This is a genomic window from Kitasatospora sp. NPDC029367, from assembly GCF_055569135.1.
Map to the genome: position 1 here is coordinate 44,682 of NZ_JBVHYH010000056.1, position 17,279 is coordinate 61,960.

Consider the following 17,279-nt stretch of genomic DNA (forward strand, 5'->3'; position numbering starts at 1 on the left):
CACGGGCGCCCGGCGGGCGGATCCGCCCAGCAGAACCGCCTGTAGTTCCGCCTGCTCCGCTCGGCCGGGCAGGCAGTTGTGCTGGTGGTGCTCCCGCTCGACCACCCCGACCCCGAGGCCCCCTGAGCCGCCCCTGGCCACCCTGAGCCGCCCTGACCGCCCCTCAGCGTTCCCCCGCGGCCAGCGCCCGTTCCCGCCGTCTGGCCTCCGTCCCCTCGACGCTGCGGCCGAAGGCGAACAGCAGGTCGGCCAGCAGCCCGTGCGAGCGCGCCTCCACGGCCGGGTCGCCGACGGTACGGCCGAGGGCGACGGCGAGCCGGGCCGAGGACAGCGCCGCGTCCCGGCGGCCGAGGGCGTGCAGGGCGCGGGCCCGGCCGTGGGTGGCGAGCACCGCCGCGCGGTCGGTCCGGGCCCACTCGCCGGAGCCGGAACGCTCCGCGCCCGGCCGGGCGGGGTCCGAACGCCCGCGGGCCGTACGGTCGGTGGCGATCCGGACCGCCTCGTCGGCGTGCGCCAGCGCCCGGTCCGGGGCACCGACCTGCACCAGGGCCTCGGCGAGCTCGGTGAGCGCCCCGACCAGCAGCTGCCCGGCGGCCGGGGCGCGGGCGGCGGTCACCAGCTCGGTGAGCAGCGGCACCGCCCGGTCGTACTGCCCGGCCCGGGCCAGGGCGGCCGCCACCCGGCGGCGGCAGTGGTGGCGCAGCAGCGCGTCCCCGGCCCGGTCGGCGGCCGCGACGGCGGCCCCGAGCTGGTCCAGCGCGGTGCGGTGGGCCGCCCGGTGGACGTGCAGGACGGCCAGGTCGGTGCCCAGCCGGGCGAGTGCCGCGTCGTCCCGGGCGGCCTTCGCAGCGCGCAGCCCGATCTCGGCGACGGCCCGCCGGTGCGCCCGGTCCTCGGCGACGGCCCGCCGGTGCGCCCGGTCCTCGGCGACGGCCCGCCGGTGCGCCCGGTCCTCGCCGCCGGTGTCCCCGGACAGTTCGTACAGCCGGCCGATCCGGTGGGCGAGCTGCCAGGCGGCGCCGGTGCGCCCGTACTGCTCGGCGCACAGGACGACGGCGCGCAGCGCGCTCTCCTCCCGGCGGAACCAGGCCGCCGGCCGGGCACCGCCGTCGCCACCACCATCGGCGCCGTCGCCGCCGCCCCCGCCGTCGCCGCTGCCGTCCGGCCCCCAGGGGGCGGTGAGCTCCAGGTAGTGGGCGATCAGCCGGTCGAGGGCGCCGAACCGTTCCTCGCAGTCCAGTTCGGCGGCCTGCCCGGCGGCGTAGCGGCGGACCAGCTCGCGGCGGGCGTAGTGGCCGGGTGCGGTCTCGGCGAGCAGGTGGACGGCGTCGAGCGCGGTCAGCAGGGTGCGGGCGGCGGCGGGCCGCAGGTCGGCGAGCGCGGCGGCGGTGGCGGTGTCGATCACCGCGCCGGGGTGCAGTCCCAGCAGGGTGAACAGCCGGGCGGCGGCGGGCGGCAGCTTCCGGTAGGTGCGGTCCAGGGCGGCGGTGATGCCGCTCGGGTCGGGCCCGCCGCCGACGCCGGCCAGGGCGGTCAGGCCGGTCTGCTCGTCGGCGAGTTCGGCGGCGAGGTCGCCCGGCGTCCAGTCCGGGCGGGCGGCCAGCCGGGCGGCGGCCAGGCGCAGGGCCAGCGGCAGGCGGTCGCAGCGGTCGGCGAGTTCGTCGAGTTCGGCGGCGGTCGGCGGGGCGGTGGCGGGGCGGTCCGGGCCGAGGCCACGGGCGAGCAGCGCCCGGGCGTCCTCGGCGTTGAGCGGGCCGAGCGGGAGCGCCAGGGCGTCCTCGTGGAGCAGCAGTTCGCGCAGCCGGTCGCGGCTGGTGACGACGGCGACCGGGCCCAGCACGGAGCCGGCCGTCGCGGGCCGGCCGGGCAGCAGCGGGGCGAGCCGGGGGTGGTCGGCGGCGTCGTCCAGCAGGATCAGGATCCGGCGGTCGGCGAGCAGGGCGCGGTATCGGGCGGCGCGTTCCTCCAGCCCGGCGGGGACGGCCTCGGGGTCGACGCCGAGGTCGGTGAGGAACCCGGCCAGAACGTCCGCGGGTTCGCGCGGCCCGTCCGGGTGGGTGCCGCGCAGGTCGGCGCGGAGCACGCCGTCCGGGAAGCGCTGCGCCGCCCAGTGCTGGACGAGCGCGGTCTTGCCCGCTCCGGCCGGGCCGGTCACCAGGATCGGACGGCCGGTCCGGGCGGCGACGGCCAGGGCCTCGTGCAGGCCGGCGAGTTCGGCGGCGCGGCCGACGAAGCGCCGGTCGGGCGGCGTGTGGCGGGCCAACTGCTCGCCGGCCAGCCGCAGTTCCGGCCCGGGCGGGCCGGGCAGCCGGGTCAGCGCAAGGTCGTACCGGGCCCGGGCCTCCAGCCCGTGGCCGGCCTGTTCCAGGCACTGGACCAGCCGGGCCGCCAGCGGCTGGCGGCCCGGGTGGGCGTCGGCGGCCTCGCCGAGTTCGGCGACCAGTTCCCCGCCGCGGCCGGCCAGCAGCAGCCGTTGTGCCAGCCGGTCCAGGGTTCGCAGCCGCAGGTCGGTGAGGTCCGGGAGGGTGCGGGTGCGCAGCAGCTCGGAGCCGCAGTCGGCGAGCGCCGGGCCGCGCCACAGGTCGAGGGCGGCGCGCAGCAGCGGGACGGCCGGGTCGTCGGCGCCGAGCCGGGCGGCGGAGCCGGGCAGCAGCACCCCGGCCCGGTCGTGCAGCGCGCCGAAGCGGACCAGGTCGACCCGGTCCGCGTCGCCCTCCAGGACGTACCCGCCGCCGCGGGTGCCCAGCACCAGCCGGGGGTCGTCCAGGCGTCGGCGCAGCGCGGCCACGTGCCCCTGGAGGGCGGCCCGCGCGGTCGGCGGCGCGGCGCCGTCCCAGACCAGTTCGATCAGTTCCTCGGCGCCCACCGGCTGGTTCAGCCGGACGGCCAGCGCCGCCAGCAGGGCGCGCCGCTTCGGGGCCGAGGGGGTGACCACCGTGCCGTCGGCCCGCCGGACCGTCATCGGCCCGAGCAGCTCGATCTCCATGCTCCCCTTCCCGTCGGGGGTCGTCGGCTCCCGGTGCCGCGCCGTCGCCCCCGTAGGGAAGGACGACGGGGCGGACCGGCGCGGTTCAGTTCCCGGGCCCGTCGTCCGGCCCGCCCGGGGCCGGTTCGCGGTCGGCCCAGGCCGGTACGGTGCGGCGCTCGGGCCCGGCGAGGACCTGGACGTCGTACGGGGCGTACGCGTTGCCGTGGTCGCGCACGGTGTAGCCGGCCGCCGTGAGGATCGCGATCATCGCGGTGGCCATCGCCGTCCGGGCCTCGCCCGACTGCCGGACCGCCGGGCTCTCGCCGTCGGCCAGCCGCGCCTCCTCGCCGGCCCGGCCGCGCAGCCGGGGGCTGACGTGCCAGGTGACCAGCACCTCCGGGTCCGCCGCGCCGAAGTGCTGGTTCCAGGTGCTGACCCGGACCTCGGCGCCGGTGGCGAGGCCGAGGTCCAGACCGGGGGCCGTCACCGGGAGCCCGGCGGCGGCGAGTTCGTCGCGGACCCGCTGGGCCAGCCGCTCGTACCGGGCGTTCACGTGTCTCTCGGAGTGCTCGTCCATGCCCGCACGCTATCCGGCCCGGGCACCGCCGCGGCAACCGGCGGCCGCGGTCCGCCGCGGGGCCCGCGAGCGCTCCCAGGCAACCATCCGGCCCCTCCTGGGACTCTGTACCCCTGGCGGCCCGCGCGGCGACGAGCGTCCGGGCACGAACCGGGCCGGTGCGCGCAGGACGACTGCTCCGTCCCGGGGGTCGCCGTCGGGTCTCGGGTGAGGTGAGGTGGGGGTACGGGTGCGGATTCGGCTGCTCGGGCCGGTGGAGCTGCGGCTCGCGGCGGGCGGTCTCGCCACGCTGGCGGGGGCGCAGCGGCGCGCGGTGCTGGCGCTGTCGGCGCTGCGGCTGGGGCAGGTGGTCGGCATGGACCAGTTCTGCGAGCTGCTCTGGGGGGAGCGGGCGCCGGCCAGCGCCCGGGCGGCGGTGCAGGGGCACGTGGCGGCGCTGCGCAAGGTGCTCACGGACACCCCGTTCGAGCTGCACACCCGGGCCCACGGCTACCTGTTGAGCGGGCCGGCCGAGGAGGTGGACGCGCTGCGGTTCGCCCGGCTGGCCGGCCGGGCCGCCGACCGGGCCGACCGCGGTGCGGACGGGGAGGCGGTCGCGCTGCTGGAGGAGGCGCTGTGGCTGTGGCGCGGGGAGGCGCTGGCGGACCTGCCGGACACCCCCCTGCGGGCCGCCACCGCGGAGCAGTTGAAGCAGTCCGCGACGGCGGCCCTGCTCCGCTGGGCCGCGCTGCGGCTGGGGCAGGGCGCGGGGGCGGCGGCGGTGCCGCTGCTGGAGCAGAGCGTCCGGCGGGACGGGCTGCGCGAGGAGCTGGTGGCGCTGTTGATGCGCTGTCTGCACCAGGCCGGACGGCCGGCGGAGGCGCTGAGCGCCTACCACCGGACCAGGCTGCGGCTGGACCGTGAGCTGGGCATCCGGCCGGGGCCGGCGCTGCGGGCGGCGTTCGCCGAGGTGCTGGCGGACGACCGGCCGGCGCCACCGGCGGTGCCGGGCGCGGCCCCGGCGGCCGTCCCGGTGCCGGGGGCGGCCGGCGGTGCCGTTCCCGGCACCGGGACGCCCGCCGAACCGGTCCTGACGGTCCCCCAGCAGCTGCCCGGACTGCGGGTGGAACTGATCGGCCGCACGGCCGAGTTCCGCTGGCTGGACCGCGCCTGCGCCCCCGACCGGGCCACCGACGGGCCGGCCCTGGTGGTGGGCCCCGCCGGGACCGGCAAGAGCGCCCTGGTCACCGCCTGGGCCCACCGGGCCGCCGACCGCTTCCCGGACGGCCGGCTCTACGCGGACCTGCGCGGCCTCGACCCGGCCGGTCCGGCCGATCCCGGCGCCGTCCTCGGCCGCTTCCTGCGCGCCCTCGGCGTCCCGGAGTGCGCCGTCCCGGCCACCCGGTCCGGCCGGGTGGCGCTCTACCGCGAGCGCACCCGGGGCCGCCGGCTGCTGGTCGTCCTGGACGACGCCGCCGACGCCGACCAGCTCGCCGACCTGCTGCCCGAGGGGCCGGGCTGCGCCGCCGTGGTCTCCGCGCGCTGCTCCCTGGAGAAGCTGGTCGCCACCGACGACGCCGCCCTGCTGCGGCTGACCGCGCTGCCCGAGGACGACGCCCTGGCCCTGCTGGAGCACCTGCTGACGCCGGGCCGGCTGCGCCCCGAGCCGGCGGCCGCCGCCGAACTCGTCCGGCTCTGCGAGGGCCTGCCGCTCGCCCTGCGGATCGTCGCCGCGCGGCTGGCCGCCCACCCGGACTGGACGGTCGCCGCGCTGGCCGCCGACCTCGCCGACGACGAGGGCCGGCTGGCCGCCCTGGAGCTCGACGAGCGCACCGGCCTGCGCCAGCAGCTGCTCCTCACCCACCGCCAACTGCCGCCACTGGCAGCCCGGTTGCTGGCCCTGCTGGCCGTCCACCCGGGCCCGGAGGTGGACGGCCAGGCCGCCGCCGCCCTGCTCGACACCGACCCTGCGGCCGCCCACCGGGCGCTCGGCGAGCTGGCCTCCCGCCACCTGCTCACCGGCACCGCCCCGGGCCGCTACCACCGCACCGAGCTGGTCCGGCTGTTCGGCGTCCAGCTGCTGGCCGAACAGCCCGGGCAGCTCAGGGAGCAGGCCCGAGCCCGGCTGCTGGACCACTACCGGGCCGCGCTGCAGCACTGCGGCAGCTACCTCGACCCCGGCCAGGAGGAGGCCGGGGCGCCCGCCCGGACCCCGCAGGCCGTCCCGCCCGCGGTGGACATCCGCACCGCGCTGGACTGGTTCCGCGCCGAGGAGCCGGTGCTCCGGGCGCTGATCGACGAGGCCGCCGTCAGCGACCCCGACCGGGCCTGGCGGCTCGCCCTGACCACCGGTTCGCTCTACTACGGCGCCAGCCGCTTCACCGACTGGCTGGCCCGCGCCGAGGTCGGCCTGGCGGCGGCGGAGCGCTGCGCCGACCCGGTCGCGGTGGCGCTCCTGCACAACTGCCGGGCCCAGGCGCTGGTCGCCCTGGAGCGCCGGCACGAGTCGGCCGAGGCGGCCCGGCGCGCGGTGGCGGCCGTCGAGTCCGTCGAGGGGCCGGCCGCCGCCTCGGCGCGGGTGCGGGCCCAGGCCACGCTGGCCCTGGTCACCGCGATGCTGGGGGACTCCGCCGGGGCGCAGCGGCTGGCGGCGGAGGCGACCGCGCTCGCCGTCCGATCGGGCGACCGGAAGCGGCTGGTCGACGCCCTGGTCCACCAGGGCTGGGTGAGCCTGGCCACCGGCGATCCGACGGCCGCCGAGCGGCTGTCCCGGGAGGCCAGGGAGCTGCTGCCGCCCCGCCCGGTCACCCAGGTGCACCTGTGGTCGCTGCTGACCGAGGCACAGGCCCTGCCGCCGACCGTCCGGGAGCACGCCGCGGACCTCGCCTGGCACCGGCTGCTGGCCGCCTGCGAGGAGGCGGGCCTGCTCTACCTCCACGCGGTCACCGAGCAGTCCTACGCGGCCCACCTGATGGCCCGGGGCCGCGCGCCGCAGGTGCGGCAGCGGCTGGCCTCGGCGCTGGAGCGCTTCCGCCGGCACGACCGGCTGGCCGGGCACCGCAGCGAGTTCACGGCCGGTCTGGAGGCCTCGCTCAGCCTGCGCGCCGGGGACGGGCCGGAGGCCGGGGGCACGCCCGGCGAGCCACCGGGCGACACGCCCGGCGGCGACCGGACCGCCGTGCACGGTCCGGTCGCCCGGAAGGACTGACCACGGGGGTCGGTGGCGGGGTTCAGCCGGTGGCCGGCGCGTACCCGTGCTCGGCCGCCAGCACCGGCCGCAGGGCCCGGACGGCGTAGAAGTTGCGGGACTTGACCGTCCCCGGCGGCACCCCCAGGTTCGCCGAGGCCTCCAGCACCGAGCGGTCCTTGAGGTGCAGCTCGACCAGCACCTCGCGGTGGTGCTTCTGCACCCGCCGCAGCGCCAGCGCGATGTCCCGGGCGACCACCACCTGCTCGTACGGGTCCTCGGCGAGCGGGCGGTCCTCCACCGGCTCGCCGAGGGCCTCCTGGGCCCGGGCGGCGGCCATCCGGTAGTGGTCGATCGCGATCCGGCGGGCGACGGTGAACAGCCAGGGGCGGCTGTGCTCCGGGCCGGCGGCCAGGGCCTCCGGGTGCTGCCAGGCACGCAGCAGGGTCTCCTGGAGGATGTCCTCGGCCTTGCCGCGGTCGCCACCGGTGTTGCGCAGCAGGGCGCGCAACAGGTAGCCGCCGTGCAGCCGGTGGATCTCGGCCAGGGTGTCGGGGTCGAGGGTCCGTCGGACCGGGGCCGGCTCCGCCGCCGCGACGGGGTCGGCAGGGGGGCCCGCGGGCGGCTGGGCGACGGACGTGGACGGAGCGACGGACTGCTTCGACACGCGCTACCTCTCAGGTCGGGCAAGGGCACATGGCAGGGCTTCCGCCGGACATCCCCCGTGGCGGCAGACAGCAGCCTGCCGGGCGCCGCCAAGGACCTGCCAACGATCCGCCAACGCCCGGACCGGGCTCAGTCCGTGCCGGGTGCCGCCGGGCCGTCGTTGAGCGCCTCCACCAGGTCCTGCACCCCGTCCTCGCCCCGGTGCTCGATCAGCACCGCGACCCAGCCGGCCAGCCGCTCCCGCTCGGCCACCGTCCACCCCGGTGCGGAGGGGTGCTCGTCCACCACCAGCGCCCGGGCCAGGCCCAGCAGCCCCGGGGTGGGCTCCACGCGCCGCTGCCGCTCCGGCAGCACCCCCAGCGCCAGCCGCCGGGCGACGGCCGTCACCTCGGCCGCGCCGCAGGCCGGCACCGCCAGGCCGGACGGCCCCGGCAGCACCGGTGCGCCCATCTGCACCAGGGCCGCGATGTACTCCCGCACCTCCGGCCCGTCCGCTTCCATCCGGCGTTCCTCCCCCGTCCCGTTCCGTCCCGCTCAACGGCGCCCGCCCCGGTCGGGGTTCAGCCGTAGCCCACCGACCGTACCGGTCGGTACGGTCACGGCCCGAAGCCGCCGGTCCGTCCGTCGGTCCGTCGGTCCCGTCCGCCGTTCCGTCCGCCGGTCCGTCCGTCGCCCGGCCCGGTCGGGCCGGATCGCATTGTGCCGGTCGGTGATGAGAAAACCGCGGGCCAGGCCCCGGCTCCGCCACCGGGCAGCGGCGCGGCCGACCAGGGGCGGCTGCCCCCGGCCGGCCGCCGGTACCGGGTGGGACGTCACTTCTTCGGCGGCGCCACCGAGATCTGGTACGGGTGGTGGTGGGTGCCGCCGACGTGCAGCTCCTCCTCGGGCCTGCCGGCGAGCCTGGGCAGCACGTGGGTGCCGAACGGGTCGGTGACGGTGACGGCGGTGCCGTTGCGGCGCACCTGGTGCGGCGAGCCGGTCGAGTACGAGGCGAGCGCGAGCCCGGCGCTCGGACTCGCGCCGCTGGTGGCGGTCCCGAAGAGGGCGCTGGACACGGTGAGCGTGGTCGGCGCGGTGCCGAGCGTGGTGTACCCGGACTGCTCACCGGCGTAGGCGCTGCCGAAGGCGGCGCCGCCGCTCACGGTGGTGCCGGTGGGCACGGTGACCGGGACGGCGGTGCCGGCCGGGCCCTGGACGGTGACCACGCCGCCCTGGACGTAGCCGCCGACGGTGCCCGCGGTGCGGGTCTGCTGCCAGGCGGTCTGCTGCTGGAGGGTGGTGCCGGCGTCGGTGAGGGTCTGGTTGACCAGCGGGGTGTCGGTCGAGTACCAACCGCGGTAGGTGGACAGGATGGCCGTCAGGGTCTGCAGGGCGAGCCGGTCGTCGGTCAGGTTCGACTGGTGCATGAAGAACGGCCGCGGGTCGTTGCTCAGCACGTACCCGAGGGTGATCCTCACCTGCAGCGGCAGCACGTAGCCCGCCCAGCCGCTGTTCAGGTTCAGCGGCGTGATGCAGGTCGTGGTGGTCGGGTTGGCCTCGCAGTTGCCGCTGCCGCCGTTGGCCTTCGAGGTGTAGAGCCAGTTGTACTCGCTCACCTCGTCGGACTGGGTGGAGACGTTGTAGAAGACGTTGACCGGGTGCCGGGGCACGCCGAGCGCCGAGGCGATCTGCCGTTCGCCGGTCTCCCGGGAGGCGTCCACGCCGAGCCACTGGATGTTGTTCCGGCTGAGCGCGGCGAGGAAGTTCGGGTTGTCGGCGGACTGCTGCGGCAGCATCACGGTGCCGGAGTGCTCACCGGCGACCAGCTCGCCCGGCCGGAACGGCAGCCCGTTGGCCTGGCCGAACTGGATGTTCTGCCGGATCTGGCTGTCGACGGTGGCCTGGTCGACGTACTGGACCGCGCCCGTGGAGTCGGTCTGGCACTTCCACGGGATCACGGTGAAGTTCTGCACGCAGCCCAGGAACGGGTGCTGGTAGGTGTGGTTGAGCCACATGAAGCTGTTCTTGTTCGCCAGCAGGGCGGTGGTCAGCGGGTCGGTGCCGCCGTTGGCGTCCGCGTAGTCCAGGCTGGGGCCGCCGTTGAACAGGAAGTCCAGGGTGTAGCCGTTCTGCTGCTCCCAGGCGACGGTGGCGGTGACGTCCGCGGGCGTCATCCGGATCGGCGTGGTCGCCGGGACGCTGCCGACGCAGTCGCCCTCGCCCGGGGTGCAGTTGCCGACCTGGCTCCACCGGGAGTTGGCGTTGAAGAGGTCGTCGATGTGGGCGGAGAAGTAGTTGCGCCAGTAGCCGAGGTGCACGCCCTTGGTGACCCAGTCCACGATGCCGTGCGCGAGCAGCCGGAACTGCTGCTGGTAGTAGTTGTAGGCGAAGGTGAGCACCAACTGCTGGCGGCCGCCGGAGGTGTAGACCCCGGCGAGGCTGCCCTGGGTGCCGGTGCCGGGGACGGTCTCGGTCAGGTACGGCTCGAAGTGCGAGCCGGTCGCCGGGTCGTCGGGCAGCGGGGTCGGCAGGTAGCCGTACGATCCGCTGCCGCCGGCGGTGCCCTCGAAGGCGACCGGGCCGTTCAGGTAGCGGAAGGCGTCGCCGCGGGCGGCGGCGGTCGCGGTGGCGGTGGTGGCGTCCAGTGAGCCGGACCAGGCCGGCGCGGTCAGGCCGGTGTTGGCGCCGGGCCAGACGTAGGCGTCCACCTGGCGGACCTGGTAGGTCCGCTCGTACCCGGTCAGCGTGCCCAGTTCGGCCGCGGAGAGCTGGGTCGGCGCGTCGTTGGGCAGCACCACGCCCTCGAAGTGGCCGTGCGGGGTGCCGTCGGCCAGGGTGTCGGCGAGGAAGCCGGCGGTGATCGTGGCCCGGCTGCCGCTGGTCAGGTCGATGACGGTGGTGGGCACGCCCTCGGCGGCCAACTGCTGCCGGATGCCCTCGACCCAGGGGTTGCCGTCGGTGACCACCAGGACGTTCAGGTCCACCCGCGAGCTGGTGGCGGCGGCCGGGACGACGGTGGCCAGCCCGATCACCGCGGTGGCGACGGCCAGTGCGACGGCGGGGAGGAAGCGGAAGGCTCTCACGCGAAAGCCCCCTGCGGTATTGCGGGGAGTCGGCTCATGTCAGCCGATCATGCCGGTCCGGAAGGGCCCGGCGCAGCAGCCTGGGAACAAGGTTTGCCAAGGGCTGGGGAATTGCTGGGAAAGCCCGCGGCGGCGCCGACCCCGCCTCAATGCCGGGCACGTGGACGAAATTTGACGATTCCGACCGCACGGCCGTGACCAGCGGCTCCCCCTCCCGGAGCCCTTGGCCGAGCCCGGATCCACCGGTTCTGGCGGGCGCCTGACAAATTCCCTCCCCGAGCGTGCCCCCGGGATTTTCCCCACCACCCCCGGAATACCAGTCAGGTCAATTCCGGGGCCCGCGCGTAGGCCCGGCGGGGCCCCGGCCCGACAGGCCGCCGCCCATCGGGTACGAACCCCGGAACGGCGCGGCCGTCAGGGGCCCGTCAGCGACGCGTCAGCAGTGCGTCAATCCGGCCGGGCGCGGGGCCGGAGCAACGCAAGCTGGGGGACGTACCTGCACGTTCCGCAGGTCCTTCCGGAGGTGAGTCGCATGTCCGTGGTCGCTGCGTTCCATTCCGTCGTGCCCGACGTCCGCCGCCGGGGTCAGGGGCTGCGCGCCGCGTTCTCCCAGGTGCTGGAGCGGCTGGCCGCCAGCCCCCTGGACAGCCCCGTGCTGGGCGCGATGGGCGCGCCGCGCTCGACCGACCGTCCCGCCGGCGGGCTGCACGCCCACTGGCACACTGTCACCCGCCCGGACGGGAGCAGGGCACTCGAAGCCGGTTGGCGCCCGGGCCACTGAGGCGAGCGGCGCCGACGGCCGTCCCGCACTCCCCCCGAGAGGGCGCGGGACGGCCGTCGTGCGCCGGCACCCGGCGGGCCGCGCCGGTGATTTTGCCCTTCCGGATCGGGCACCGGTAGACACGGTTCCGACACGGTGCGTGACGACACCGTGCGCGATCTCCGGAGGCCCCGCCATGAGCGTGACGAATCGGTACCGGGACGCCTGGGAGGGCTTCTGGAGCGAGGCGCCCGAGGAGCCCGGCGCGGTCATCTGGGACGCCGAGCCGGCCCTCACCGCGGAGCGCCACCTCGCCCTGTTCCGGCCCCACCTGCACGACCCGCACCTGCCGGTGGTCGACCTGGGCTGCGGCAACGGCCGCCAGACCCGCTTCCTCGCCGAGCACTTCCCCCGGGCCGTCGGCGTCGACCTGTCCGGCACCGCCGTCGAGCTCGCCCGGCGCCAGGACCGGGCCGGACGGGCCGAGTTCGCCCAGCTGGACGCCACCGACCCGGCCGCCGTCCGGGCCCTGCACGAGCGCCTGGGCGATGCCAACGTGTACGTGCGCGGGGTGATCCACCAGAGCGAACCGGCCGACCGCCGACCGGTCGCCGAGGCGGTCGCCACCCTGCTCGGATCGCGCGGCCGGGCCTTCCTGGTCGAACTGGCCGAGTCCGCCAAGGAGGTGCTCAGGGGGCTCGCCCAGTCCCCGGCCGGGCCGCCCGCGAAGCTGCGCCCGGTCCTCGCCCACGGACTCACCCCCGCCGAGGTGGCCGACGCGGCCTTCGACGGACTGTTCCGCTCGGCCGGCCTCACCGTCCTCGCCAGCGGAGAACTGCCGCTGTCCCTCACCGAGTTCACCCCCGAGGGCGAGCGGATCGAGCTGCCCGCCTGGTGGCTGGTGGTCGGCCCGGACGGCCCGCTGCCCGACCCGCGCTGAACCCGTTGACGCCGCGGCGGCGTTGGACGAGTGTCAGGACGGACGGTCGTCAGGACTGACCAGTCGTCAGGACGGACGGTCCTCAGGACTTGTCGTCGCAGCCGCTCGCGGGGCGGAGGGAGCCGGGCCATGGGCATCGCACGTCGTGATCTTCTCAGGTGGGGCGCGGGGGCGGGCGGTGCGGCCGCCGTCGGCGGCCTGCTCGGGGCACCCGCCGCCCGGGCCGCGGGCGGCCCGGCCACCCCGGGCGGGGTGCCGACGGACAGCTGGATGGGCCGGCTGGACGGCAGCCTGTCCCTGCTCGACCTCACCGTCCCGGGCACCCACGACTCCTGCTGCCAGAACCCCTGGTACGGGACGGAGTGGTCGCACACCCAGAACTGGGGCATCCCGCAGCAGTTGCAGGAGGGCGTCCGCTTCCTCGACATCCGCTGCAACGGCCTCCAGGGGGCGCCCGACGAACTCGGGATCTACCACTCCGACAACTACCAGCACATCCGGCTGCAGGACGTGCTCGACCAGTGCCGCGCCTTCCTGGCGGCGGCGGCGCACCCGGGCGAGACGCTCCTGATGCGCCTGCGCAACGAGCGGGCCGGCGGCCAGGCCCTCGACGACCCGGAGTTCCAGCGGCGGGTTGACCACTACCTGGACGCGCTGGGCTACCGCGACCTGTTCCACCTCTACGGCTGGCCCACCCTCGGCGCGGCCCGCGGCAAGGTGGTGCTGCTCGCCGACTTCGCCAACCCCTGGGGCCTGATCGACTGGTCCAGCGGCCAGAACGCCTGGTTCGACACCCAGGACGTCTGGCAGACCGGCGGCACCGACCCGCTGGGCGACAAGGGCCGGTACGTCGTCGCCCAGTTCGACAAGGCCTTCGCCAATCCGCAGTATCCGCGGATGTTCGTGAACTTCCTCAGTTACGCGGGCGGCTACTGGCCCCGGACCAGCTCACAGGCCGTGATGGACCGGGCGGTCTACCCGTACCTGAGCGCGCGCACCCGGCAGCGCGCCCGGTTCGGCATCGTCCCGATGGACTTCCCGGACCTCCACGTGAACGTGCTGCAGATGCTCGTGGACAAGAACTTCGTGTGATCACCGGCGTCCGCTCCGGTGGCCGGGGCCAGACCCGCCCACCGGAGGGGCCGTCAGGAGGAGGGCGTCACCGTCGGCGTGAGACCGGGGGCGGTGGTGGACAGGGCCTGTGCGCGGGCGGCGGGGCCGGAGAGCGGCAGGGTGCAGTTGTCGCCGTCCTTCTGGTGGCCGCACACCTGGAGGATGGTGCCGGGCGCATCGGCGTCCACCATCATCGAGTAGTTGTCGTAGCCCCAGTGGATCAGAGCGGTCTCCTGCCCGCCGGTACCGGTGGAGACGGTGGCGCTGTCCCCGGGGGAGCCGTCGGTGATCCCGGCCCAGGCGGCCCGGCAGCGCGGGCTGTAGTGGAGGTACAGGACGACCTTGCCGATGGTGCCGGTCAGCACGGTGTGGTCGTCGGCCTCGCACCCCATGGCCTGCGGGTCCTTGCCGGCGCAGCCGACGGACTGGCAGAGCTGGGCGGGCAGGGCGCCCGTGCTCACCGCGGGCGGGGCGGTCGGGGCGGGCGAGCGCCCCGAGGAGGAGGCGGCGGCGCTGCCACCGCCGTTCAGGCCGTGCAGGTAGAGGCCGGCGACCAGCAGGAGTACGGCGACGGCGGCGACCGTGACCAGGGCCCGCGGCCGCCGCCAGAGGGCGACGCGGGCGACGGGGAGGGACACCGGGACGGGCAGCGGGACGGGGACCGGGACGGGTACGGGGTCGGCGGCGGGGGCAGCAGCCGCGGTCGGCTCCACGGCGGTCGCGGCGCCGGGCACGGACTCCGCGTCCCGCGCGGCCTCGGCCTGCCGCAGCAGGGAGGTGAGCAGCACGGCGTCGCAGTCCAGCGCGGCGATCAGGCCGGCCAGGGCCTGGGAGGTGATCAGCCGCTTGCCGTTCAGCCAGCGTTCCCAGGACGCCTTGCTGAGGTAGGTCAGCCGGCCGAGTTCGGCGAGCGAGATCCGGTGCGCGTCCTTGACGGCGCGCAGTTCCTCGACCAGGCGTCGAGCGGGCTCCGAAAGATCGTCAGGGAGCGGTTTCCAGTGCTGACTCACGTGGGGGGCACCTCTGGCGGGTCGACGACAGGCGCGAACTGATCTTCTTTCGGATGATCAGTTTAATCTCTCCGTCCCTGGGCCCCCGCCCGGTTCGGCGCCACGTCCCGCGGAACGTCTCAAGGGATTCCTGATCCGCGTCCCAACCCGCAGCTCAGGGCCCCGGGGACGACGCACACCGTCTCAGAAGCCCCGGAGACGGTCGAAGATCGGTGCCCGATCCCGCAGAGTTGGCCGCGCCGGGTAGCCCAGAAGTCAACACCGGTTCTGGCCCGGGTAAAGACCTCGACGCAGCCAGAGCGGACGGGGGCGCTCGGTGCGGTTTTGGATCAATGCACCACAACGGTCATCTCAGAGGAAGTTCGGGGAAACCTCATGGGCCGCCACTACGCGTCCGAGATCACGTCACCATCGCCTGAGTCACTCACATCACTCACGTCACGCACATCGCCCACGTCACCCACCTCGCCCGCAACGGTCGCAGCACCCACCGCGGCCGTATCGGCCGCTACGGCCGCCGACCGGCTCGCCGGTGAGCTGCAGTACTTGAAGAACGGTTCGGGCCTCACCTACGCCCGGCTCAGCGAACGCACCCACTACGCGAAGTCCTCGTGGGAGCGCTGGGTGAACGGGAAGCAGTTCCCCCCGCGCGACGCGGTGCAGAGCATCGCGACCGTCTGCGGGGGCGATGCCGAGCTCCTGCTGGAGCTCTGGCACCTCGCGGAGAGCCGACGCCTGATGTCGGCCGCGCCGGATACCCCCGCGCCCGGCGGAGCCAGCTCCCCGGCCGGGACGGCCGACGGACCGTCGGCCGACGCCCCGGGCGGGGAGGACCACCCGGAGTGCCCGCACCGTCGGCAGGCCGCCCTGCTGCGGCGGGTGGCCCTGGTCTCCCTCGCGGTCGGCGCGGGCGGGGTCCTGGCGGCCGCCGGCCGGCGGTCCGTCCGGCGGGAGGCCTGACCTCCCTGGTCCCTGTGGGCAGCACAGGAACCTCGACGAACCCGCCGGCACCACCGGCACCACCACAACAGAGCGGCACCGCGCCCTTGGGGAGGGCGCGGTGCCGCCGCCGGCGTGGCGTCCGCCGTTACGCGACGCCGTCCTGCCACCACCAGAAGCCCGAGCCGTAGCCGGAGTGCTCGATCCGGCTGTCCACGTGCTGCCAGGAGACGGTGTGGGTCTCCAGGCCCGAGAAGCCGCAGGTCTCGGCGATCCGGTAGACGTCCAGCGTGGACAGCCCGGAGACCGCGGTGTCGGCCGCCACCCCGTAGGTGTGCATGGAGTTGGAGGCCCCGCCCACGGAGGCGTTGTACGCGGTGCTGCGGAAGCCGGAGTTGATGGTGACCGCGCGGTCGCCCGCCTTCTTCCGCAGCGCCTCCAGCTTGTACATGGTGCGGCGGACGTTCTCCTTCACCTCGTCGGCGCCGACGTTGCCGCCGCCGAAGCCCGAGCCGTCGTGGCTGGTGAACTCGGACCAGTTGAAGTGGGCGGTGGAACCGTCGGACTTCTCCAGCGAGTTCAGCACGCCGAAGGTCTGCGGGCCGGCCACGCCGTCCGCGCTCAGCCCGTAGGCGGCCTGGAACCGGCGCACCGCGGCCGCGGTGCCGGGGCCGAAGGAGCCGTCCACGGCCACGTAGGTCTGCGAGGCGGAGTCGGCCGCCCAGCCCGCGACCCGGATCTGGAGTTCGGCCACGGCCGAACCGGAGGAACCCTGGCTCAGGTTGCCGGACCAGCCGTAGGCGGCGGCCGGGCGGGCGAGGCCGAGGTCGGCGACCGCAGCGAGCCCGGCGGCGGCCACCGCGCCGGTGCCGTAGCGCAGCAGGGCGCGACGGTTGAGGGAAGAGCTGTTCACCACGTGCTCCTTCGAGGAGTCGACAGGGAAGGGCGTCGGACAGGGCGGTGCGGGTGACCGGTCAGGACCTGCCGTCCGGTCAGTACCAGTTGTGGGCCTGCCAGAAGCTCCAGGCCGAGCACGGGTCACCGTAGCGGCCCTTGATGTAGTCCAGGCCCCACTGGAGCTGGGTGGCCGGGTTGGTCTGCCAGTCGGAGCCCGCGGAGGCCATCTTGTCGCCGGGCAGCGACTGCGGGATGCCGTAGGCGCCGGAGGAGGGGTTGGTGGCGTAGACCTTCCAGCCGCTCTCGTGGGTGTAGATCTGGTCCAGGCAGCCGAACTGGCCGCTGACGCTCCAGCCGTGGCTGGGGAACTTCCACTGCGCGGTGATCTGCACCGTCCGGGCGACGCCCATCGCGTTCATGGTGGCCGGGCCGGCGATGCCGTCGGCGCTCAGGTTGTGGGAGTGCTGCCAGGTGCTGACGGCGCTGGTGGTGCCCGCGCCGTAGGCGCCGTCGGCGCCCGAGCCGGCCACCCGCTGGACCTCCTCGACCTTGTTGTGCAGGGCGAGTTCGGTGCGGCCGCCGTACACGCCGTCCTCGTCGAGGCCGTTGTCGTGCTGGAAGCTGCGGACGGCGGCGGCGGTCTGCGGGCCGTAGTTGCCGTCGACGCCGCTGCTCGCGAGGTAGCCGATGCCCACCAGGTTGCGCTGGACCCAGGTGGTGCTGTCGATGGCCTGGGCCTGTGCGGGCAGCAGGGCCAGCACGGCGGCGGCGAGCACGCCTGCGGCGAGCGCGCGCAGGGCCGGGGTTCTCTTCACGGTCGATCCCATTCCGTCGGGTGCCTGTCGGTCGATCAGGCGGTGCCGACCACTCTCGGGGGGCGGCCGCCCGTCCCTCCAGCAGTCGGCGGCACCAGGGACGTCCCGGGCCCGCCGGGGACGGTGGGCGGTGGCCGTGGGACGGGCGTGGGACGGGCGTGGGACGGGCCCGGCCGGGAGCGGGAGCGGCGTGGGACGGGCGTCGGAGACGCGTGGGACGCGCCGCGGAGACGCGTGGGACGCCGGTGGGCGGGCCGGCGGGGGGGGAGGGGGGGGGCAAAAGGGGGGGGGGGGGGGAAATAAAAAAGACCCAAGAAAGGAGGTCCACAGAGCTTCTGTGGAGAGACACACGGGGGAAGGGGGGGA

The 17,279-nt window shown here is 75.8% G+C and carries 13 protein-coding genes and 1 pseudogene; 5 read left to right on the forward strand and 9 right to left on the reverse strand.

All coding sequences use genetic code 11. From position 1 onward, the window contains the following. Nucleotides 1–163: 163 nt before the first annotated feature. Together ACZ4W5_RS26635 and ACZ4W5_RS26640 are read right to left on the reverse strand one after the other, a co-directional pair. Entirely contained in the window at nt 164–2,986 is a 2,823-nt protein-coding gene (locus ACZ4W5_RS26635) for an AfsR/SARP family transcriptional regulator (protein WP_465657367.1), read from the reverse strand. Nucleotides 2,987–3,071: 85 nt separating this feature from the next. Then, nucleotides 3,072–3,545 (reverse strand): hypothetical protein, encoded by a 474-nt coding sequence (locus tag ACZ4W5_RS26640; protein WP_465657368.1) that lies wholly within the window; start codon nt 3,543–3,545, stop codon nt 3,072–3,074. A gap of 229 nt (nt 3,546–3,774) precedes the next feature. Here ACZ4W5_RS26640 and ACZ4W5_RS26645 point away from each other — a divergent pair, with 229 nt between their 5' ends. Then, nucleotides 3,775–6,732 (forward strand): AfsR/SARP family transcriptional regulator, encoded by a 2,958-nt coding sequence (locus ACZ4W5_RS26645; protein WP_465657370.1) that lies wholly within the window; start codon nt 3,775–3,777, stop codon nt 6,730–6,732. Between the two features lie 22 nt (nt 6,733–6,754). Here ACZ4W5_RS26645 and ACZ4W5_RS26650 read toward each other — a convergent pair whose 3' ends face one another. From ACZ4W5_RS26650 to ACZ4W5_RS26660, 3 genes are all read right to left on the reverse strand, one after another. Continuing rightward, complete coding sequence (locus ACZ4W5_RS26650; protein ID WP_360246057.1) at nt 6,755–7,378, reverse strand: sigma-70 family RNA polymerase sigma factor; 624 nt, start codon at nt 7,376–7,378, stop codon at nt 6,755–6,757. A 128-nt stretch (nt 7,379–7,506) separates the two neighbouring features. Continuing rightward, a complete protein-coding gene (locus ACZ4W5_RS26655; protein WP_360246060.1) occupies nt 7,507–7,878 on the reverse strand; it encodes a hypothetical protein in 372 nt (123 codons plus the stop codon). Between the two features lie 311 nt (nt 7,879–8,189). Further along, on the reverse strand, nt 8,190–10,439 hold the full coding sequence (locus ACZ4W5_RS26660; RefSeq protein ID WP_465657372.1) for a hypothetical protein: 2,250 nt from the start codon (nt 10,437–10,439) through the stop codon (nt 8,190–8,192). Between the two features lie 532 nt (nt 10,440–10,971). Here ACZ4W5_RS26660 and ACZ4W5_RS26665 point away from each other — a divergent pair. The 3 genes from ACZ4W5_RS26665 (at nt 10,972) to ACZ4W5_RS26675 (ending at nt 13,231) form a co-directional block, all read left to right on the forward strand. Further along, nucleotides 10,972–11,220, forward strand: coding sequence for a hypothetical protein (locus tag ACZ4W5_RS26665; RefSeq protein ID WP_465657373.1), 249 nt, complete (start codon nt 10,972–10,974; stop codon nt 11,218–11,220). Between the two features lie 175 nt (nt 11,221–11,395). Beyond that, entirely contained in the window at nt 11,396–12,139 is a 744-nt protein-coding gene (locus ACZ4W5_RS26670; protein WP_465657375.1) for a class I SAM-dependent methyltransferase, read from the forward strand. Between the two features lie 129 nt (nt 12,140–12,268). Continuing rightward, nucleotides 12,269–13,231 carry a phosphatidylinositol-specific phospholipase C gene (locus ACZ4W5_RS26675; protein WP_465657377.1) on the forward strand — a complete coding sequence of 321 codons (963 nt, stop codon included), beginning with the start codon at nt 12,269–12,271 and terminating at the stop codon, nt 13,229–13,231. Nucleotides 13,232–13,284: 53 nt separating this feature from the next. Here the strand turns inward: ACZ4W5_RS26675 and ACZ4W5_RS26680 are convergent, their stop codons facing one another. After that, the gene (locus ACZ4W5_RS26680; RefSeq protein ID WP_465657379.1) at nt 13,285–14,262 is read right to left on the reverse strand and encodes a DUF2690 domain-containing protein; all 978 of its coding nucleotides are present in this window, start codon (nt 14,260–14,262) and stop codon (nt 13,285–13,287) included. Nucleotides 14,263–14,637: 375 nt separating this feature from the next. Here ACZ4W5_RS26680 and ACZ4W5_RS26685 point away from each other — a divergent pair, with 375 nt between their 5' ends. Then, nucleotides 14,638–15,222, forward strand: coding sequence for a helix-turn-helix domain-containing protein (locus ACZ4W5_RS26685; RefSeq protein ID WP_465657380.1), 585 nt, complete (start codon nt 14,638–14,640; stop codon nt 15,220–15,222). A gap of 127 nt (nt 15,223–15,349) precedes the next feature. Here the strand turns inward: ACZ4W5_RS26685 and ACZ4W5_RS26690 are convergent, their stop codons facing one another. From ACZ4W5_RS26690 to ACZ4W5_RS26700, 3 genes and pseudogenes are all read right to left on the reverse strand, one after another. Further along, nucleotides 15,350–16,114 carry a D-Ala-D-Ala carboxypeptidase family metallohydrolase gene (locus ACZ4W5_RS26690; protein ID WP_360234094.1) on the reverse strand — a complete coding sequence of 255 codons (765 nt, stop codon included), beginning with the start codon at nt 16,112–16,114 and terminating at the stop codon, nt 15,350–15,352. Between the two features lie 79 nt (nt 16,115–16,193). Beyond that, complete coding sequence (locus tag ACZ4W5_RS26695) at nt 16,194–16,685, reverse strand: peptidoglycan-binding domain-containing protein (RefSeq protein ID WP_465657383.1); 492 nt, start codon at nt 16,683–16,685, stop codon at nt 16,194–16,196. Next, a pseudogene (locus ACZ4W5_RS26700) lies at nt 16,677–16,925 on the reverse strand (peptidoglycan-binding domain-containing protein); the annotation flags it as partial. The pseudogene ACZ4W5_RS26700 and the gene ACZ4W5_RS26695, both read right to left, overlap by 9 nt. Nucleotides 16,926–17,279 lie beyond the last annotated feature (354 nt).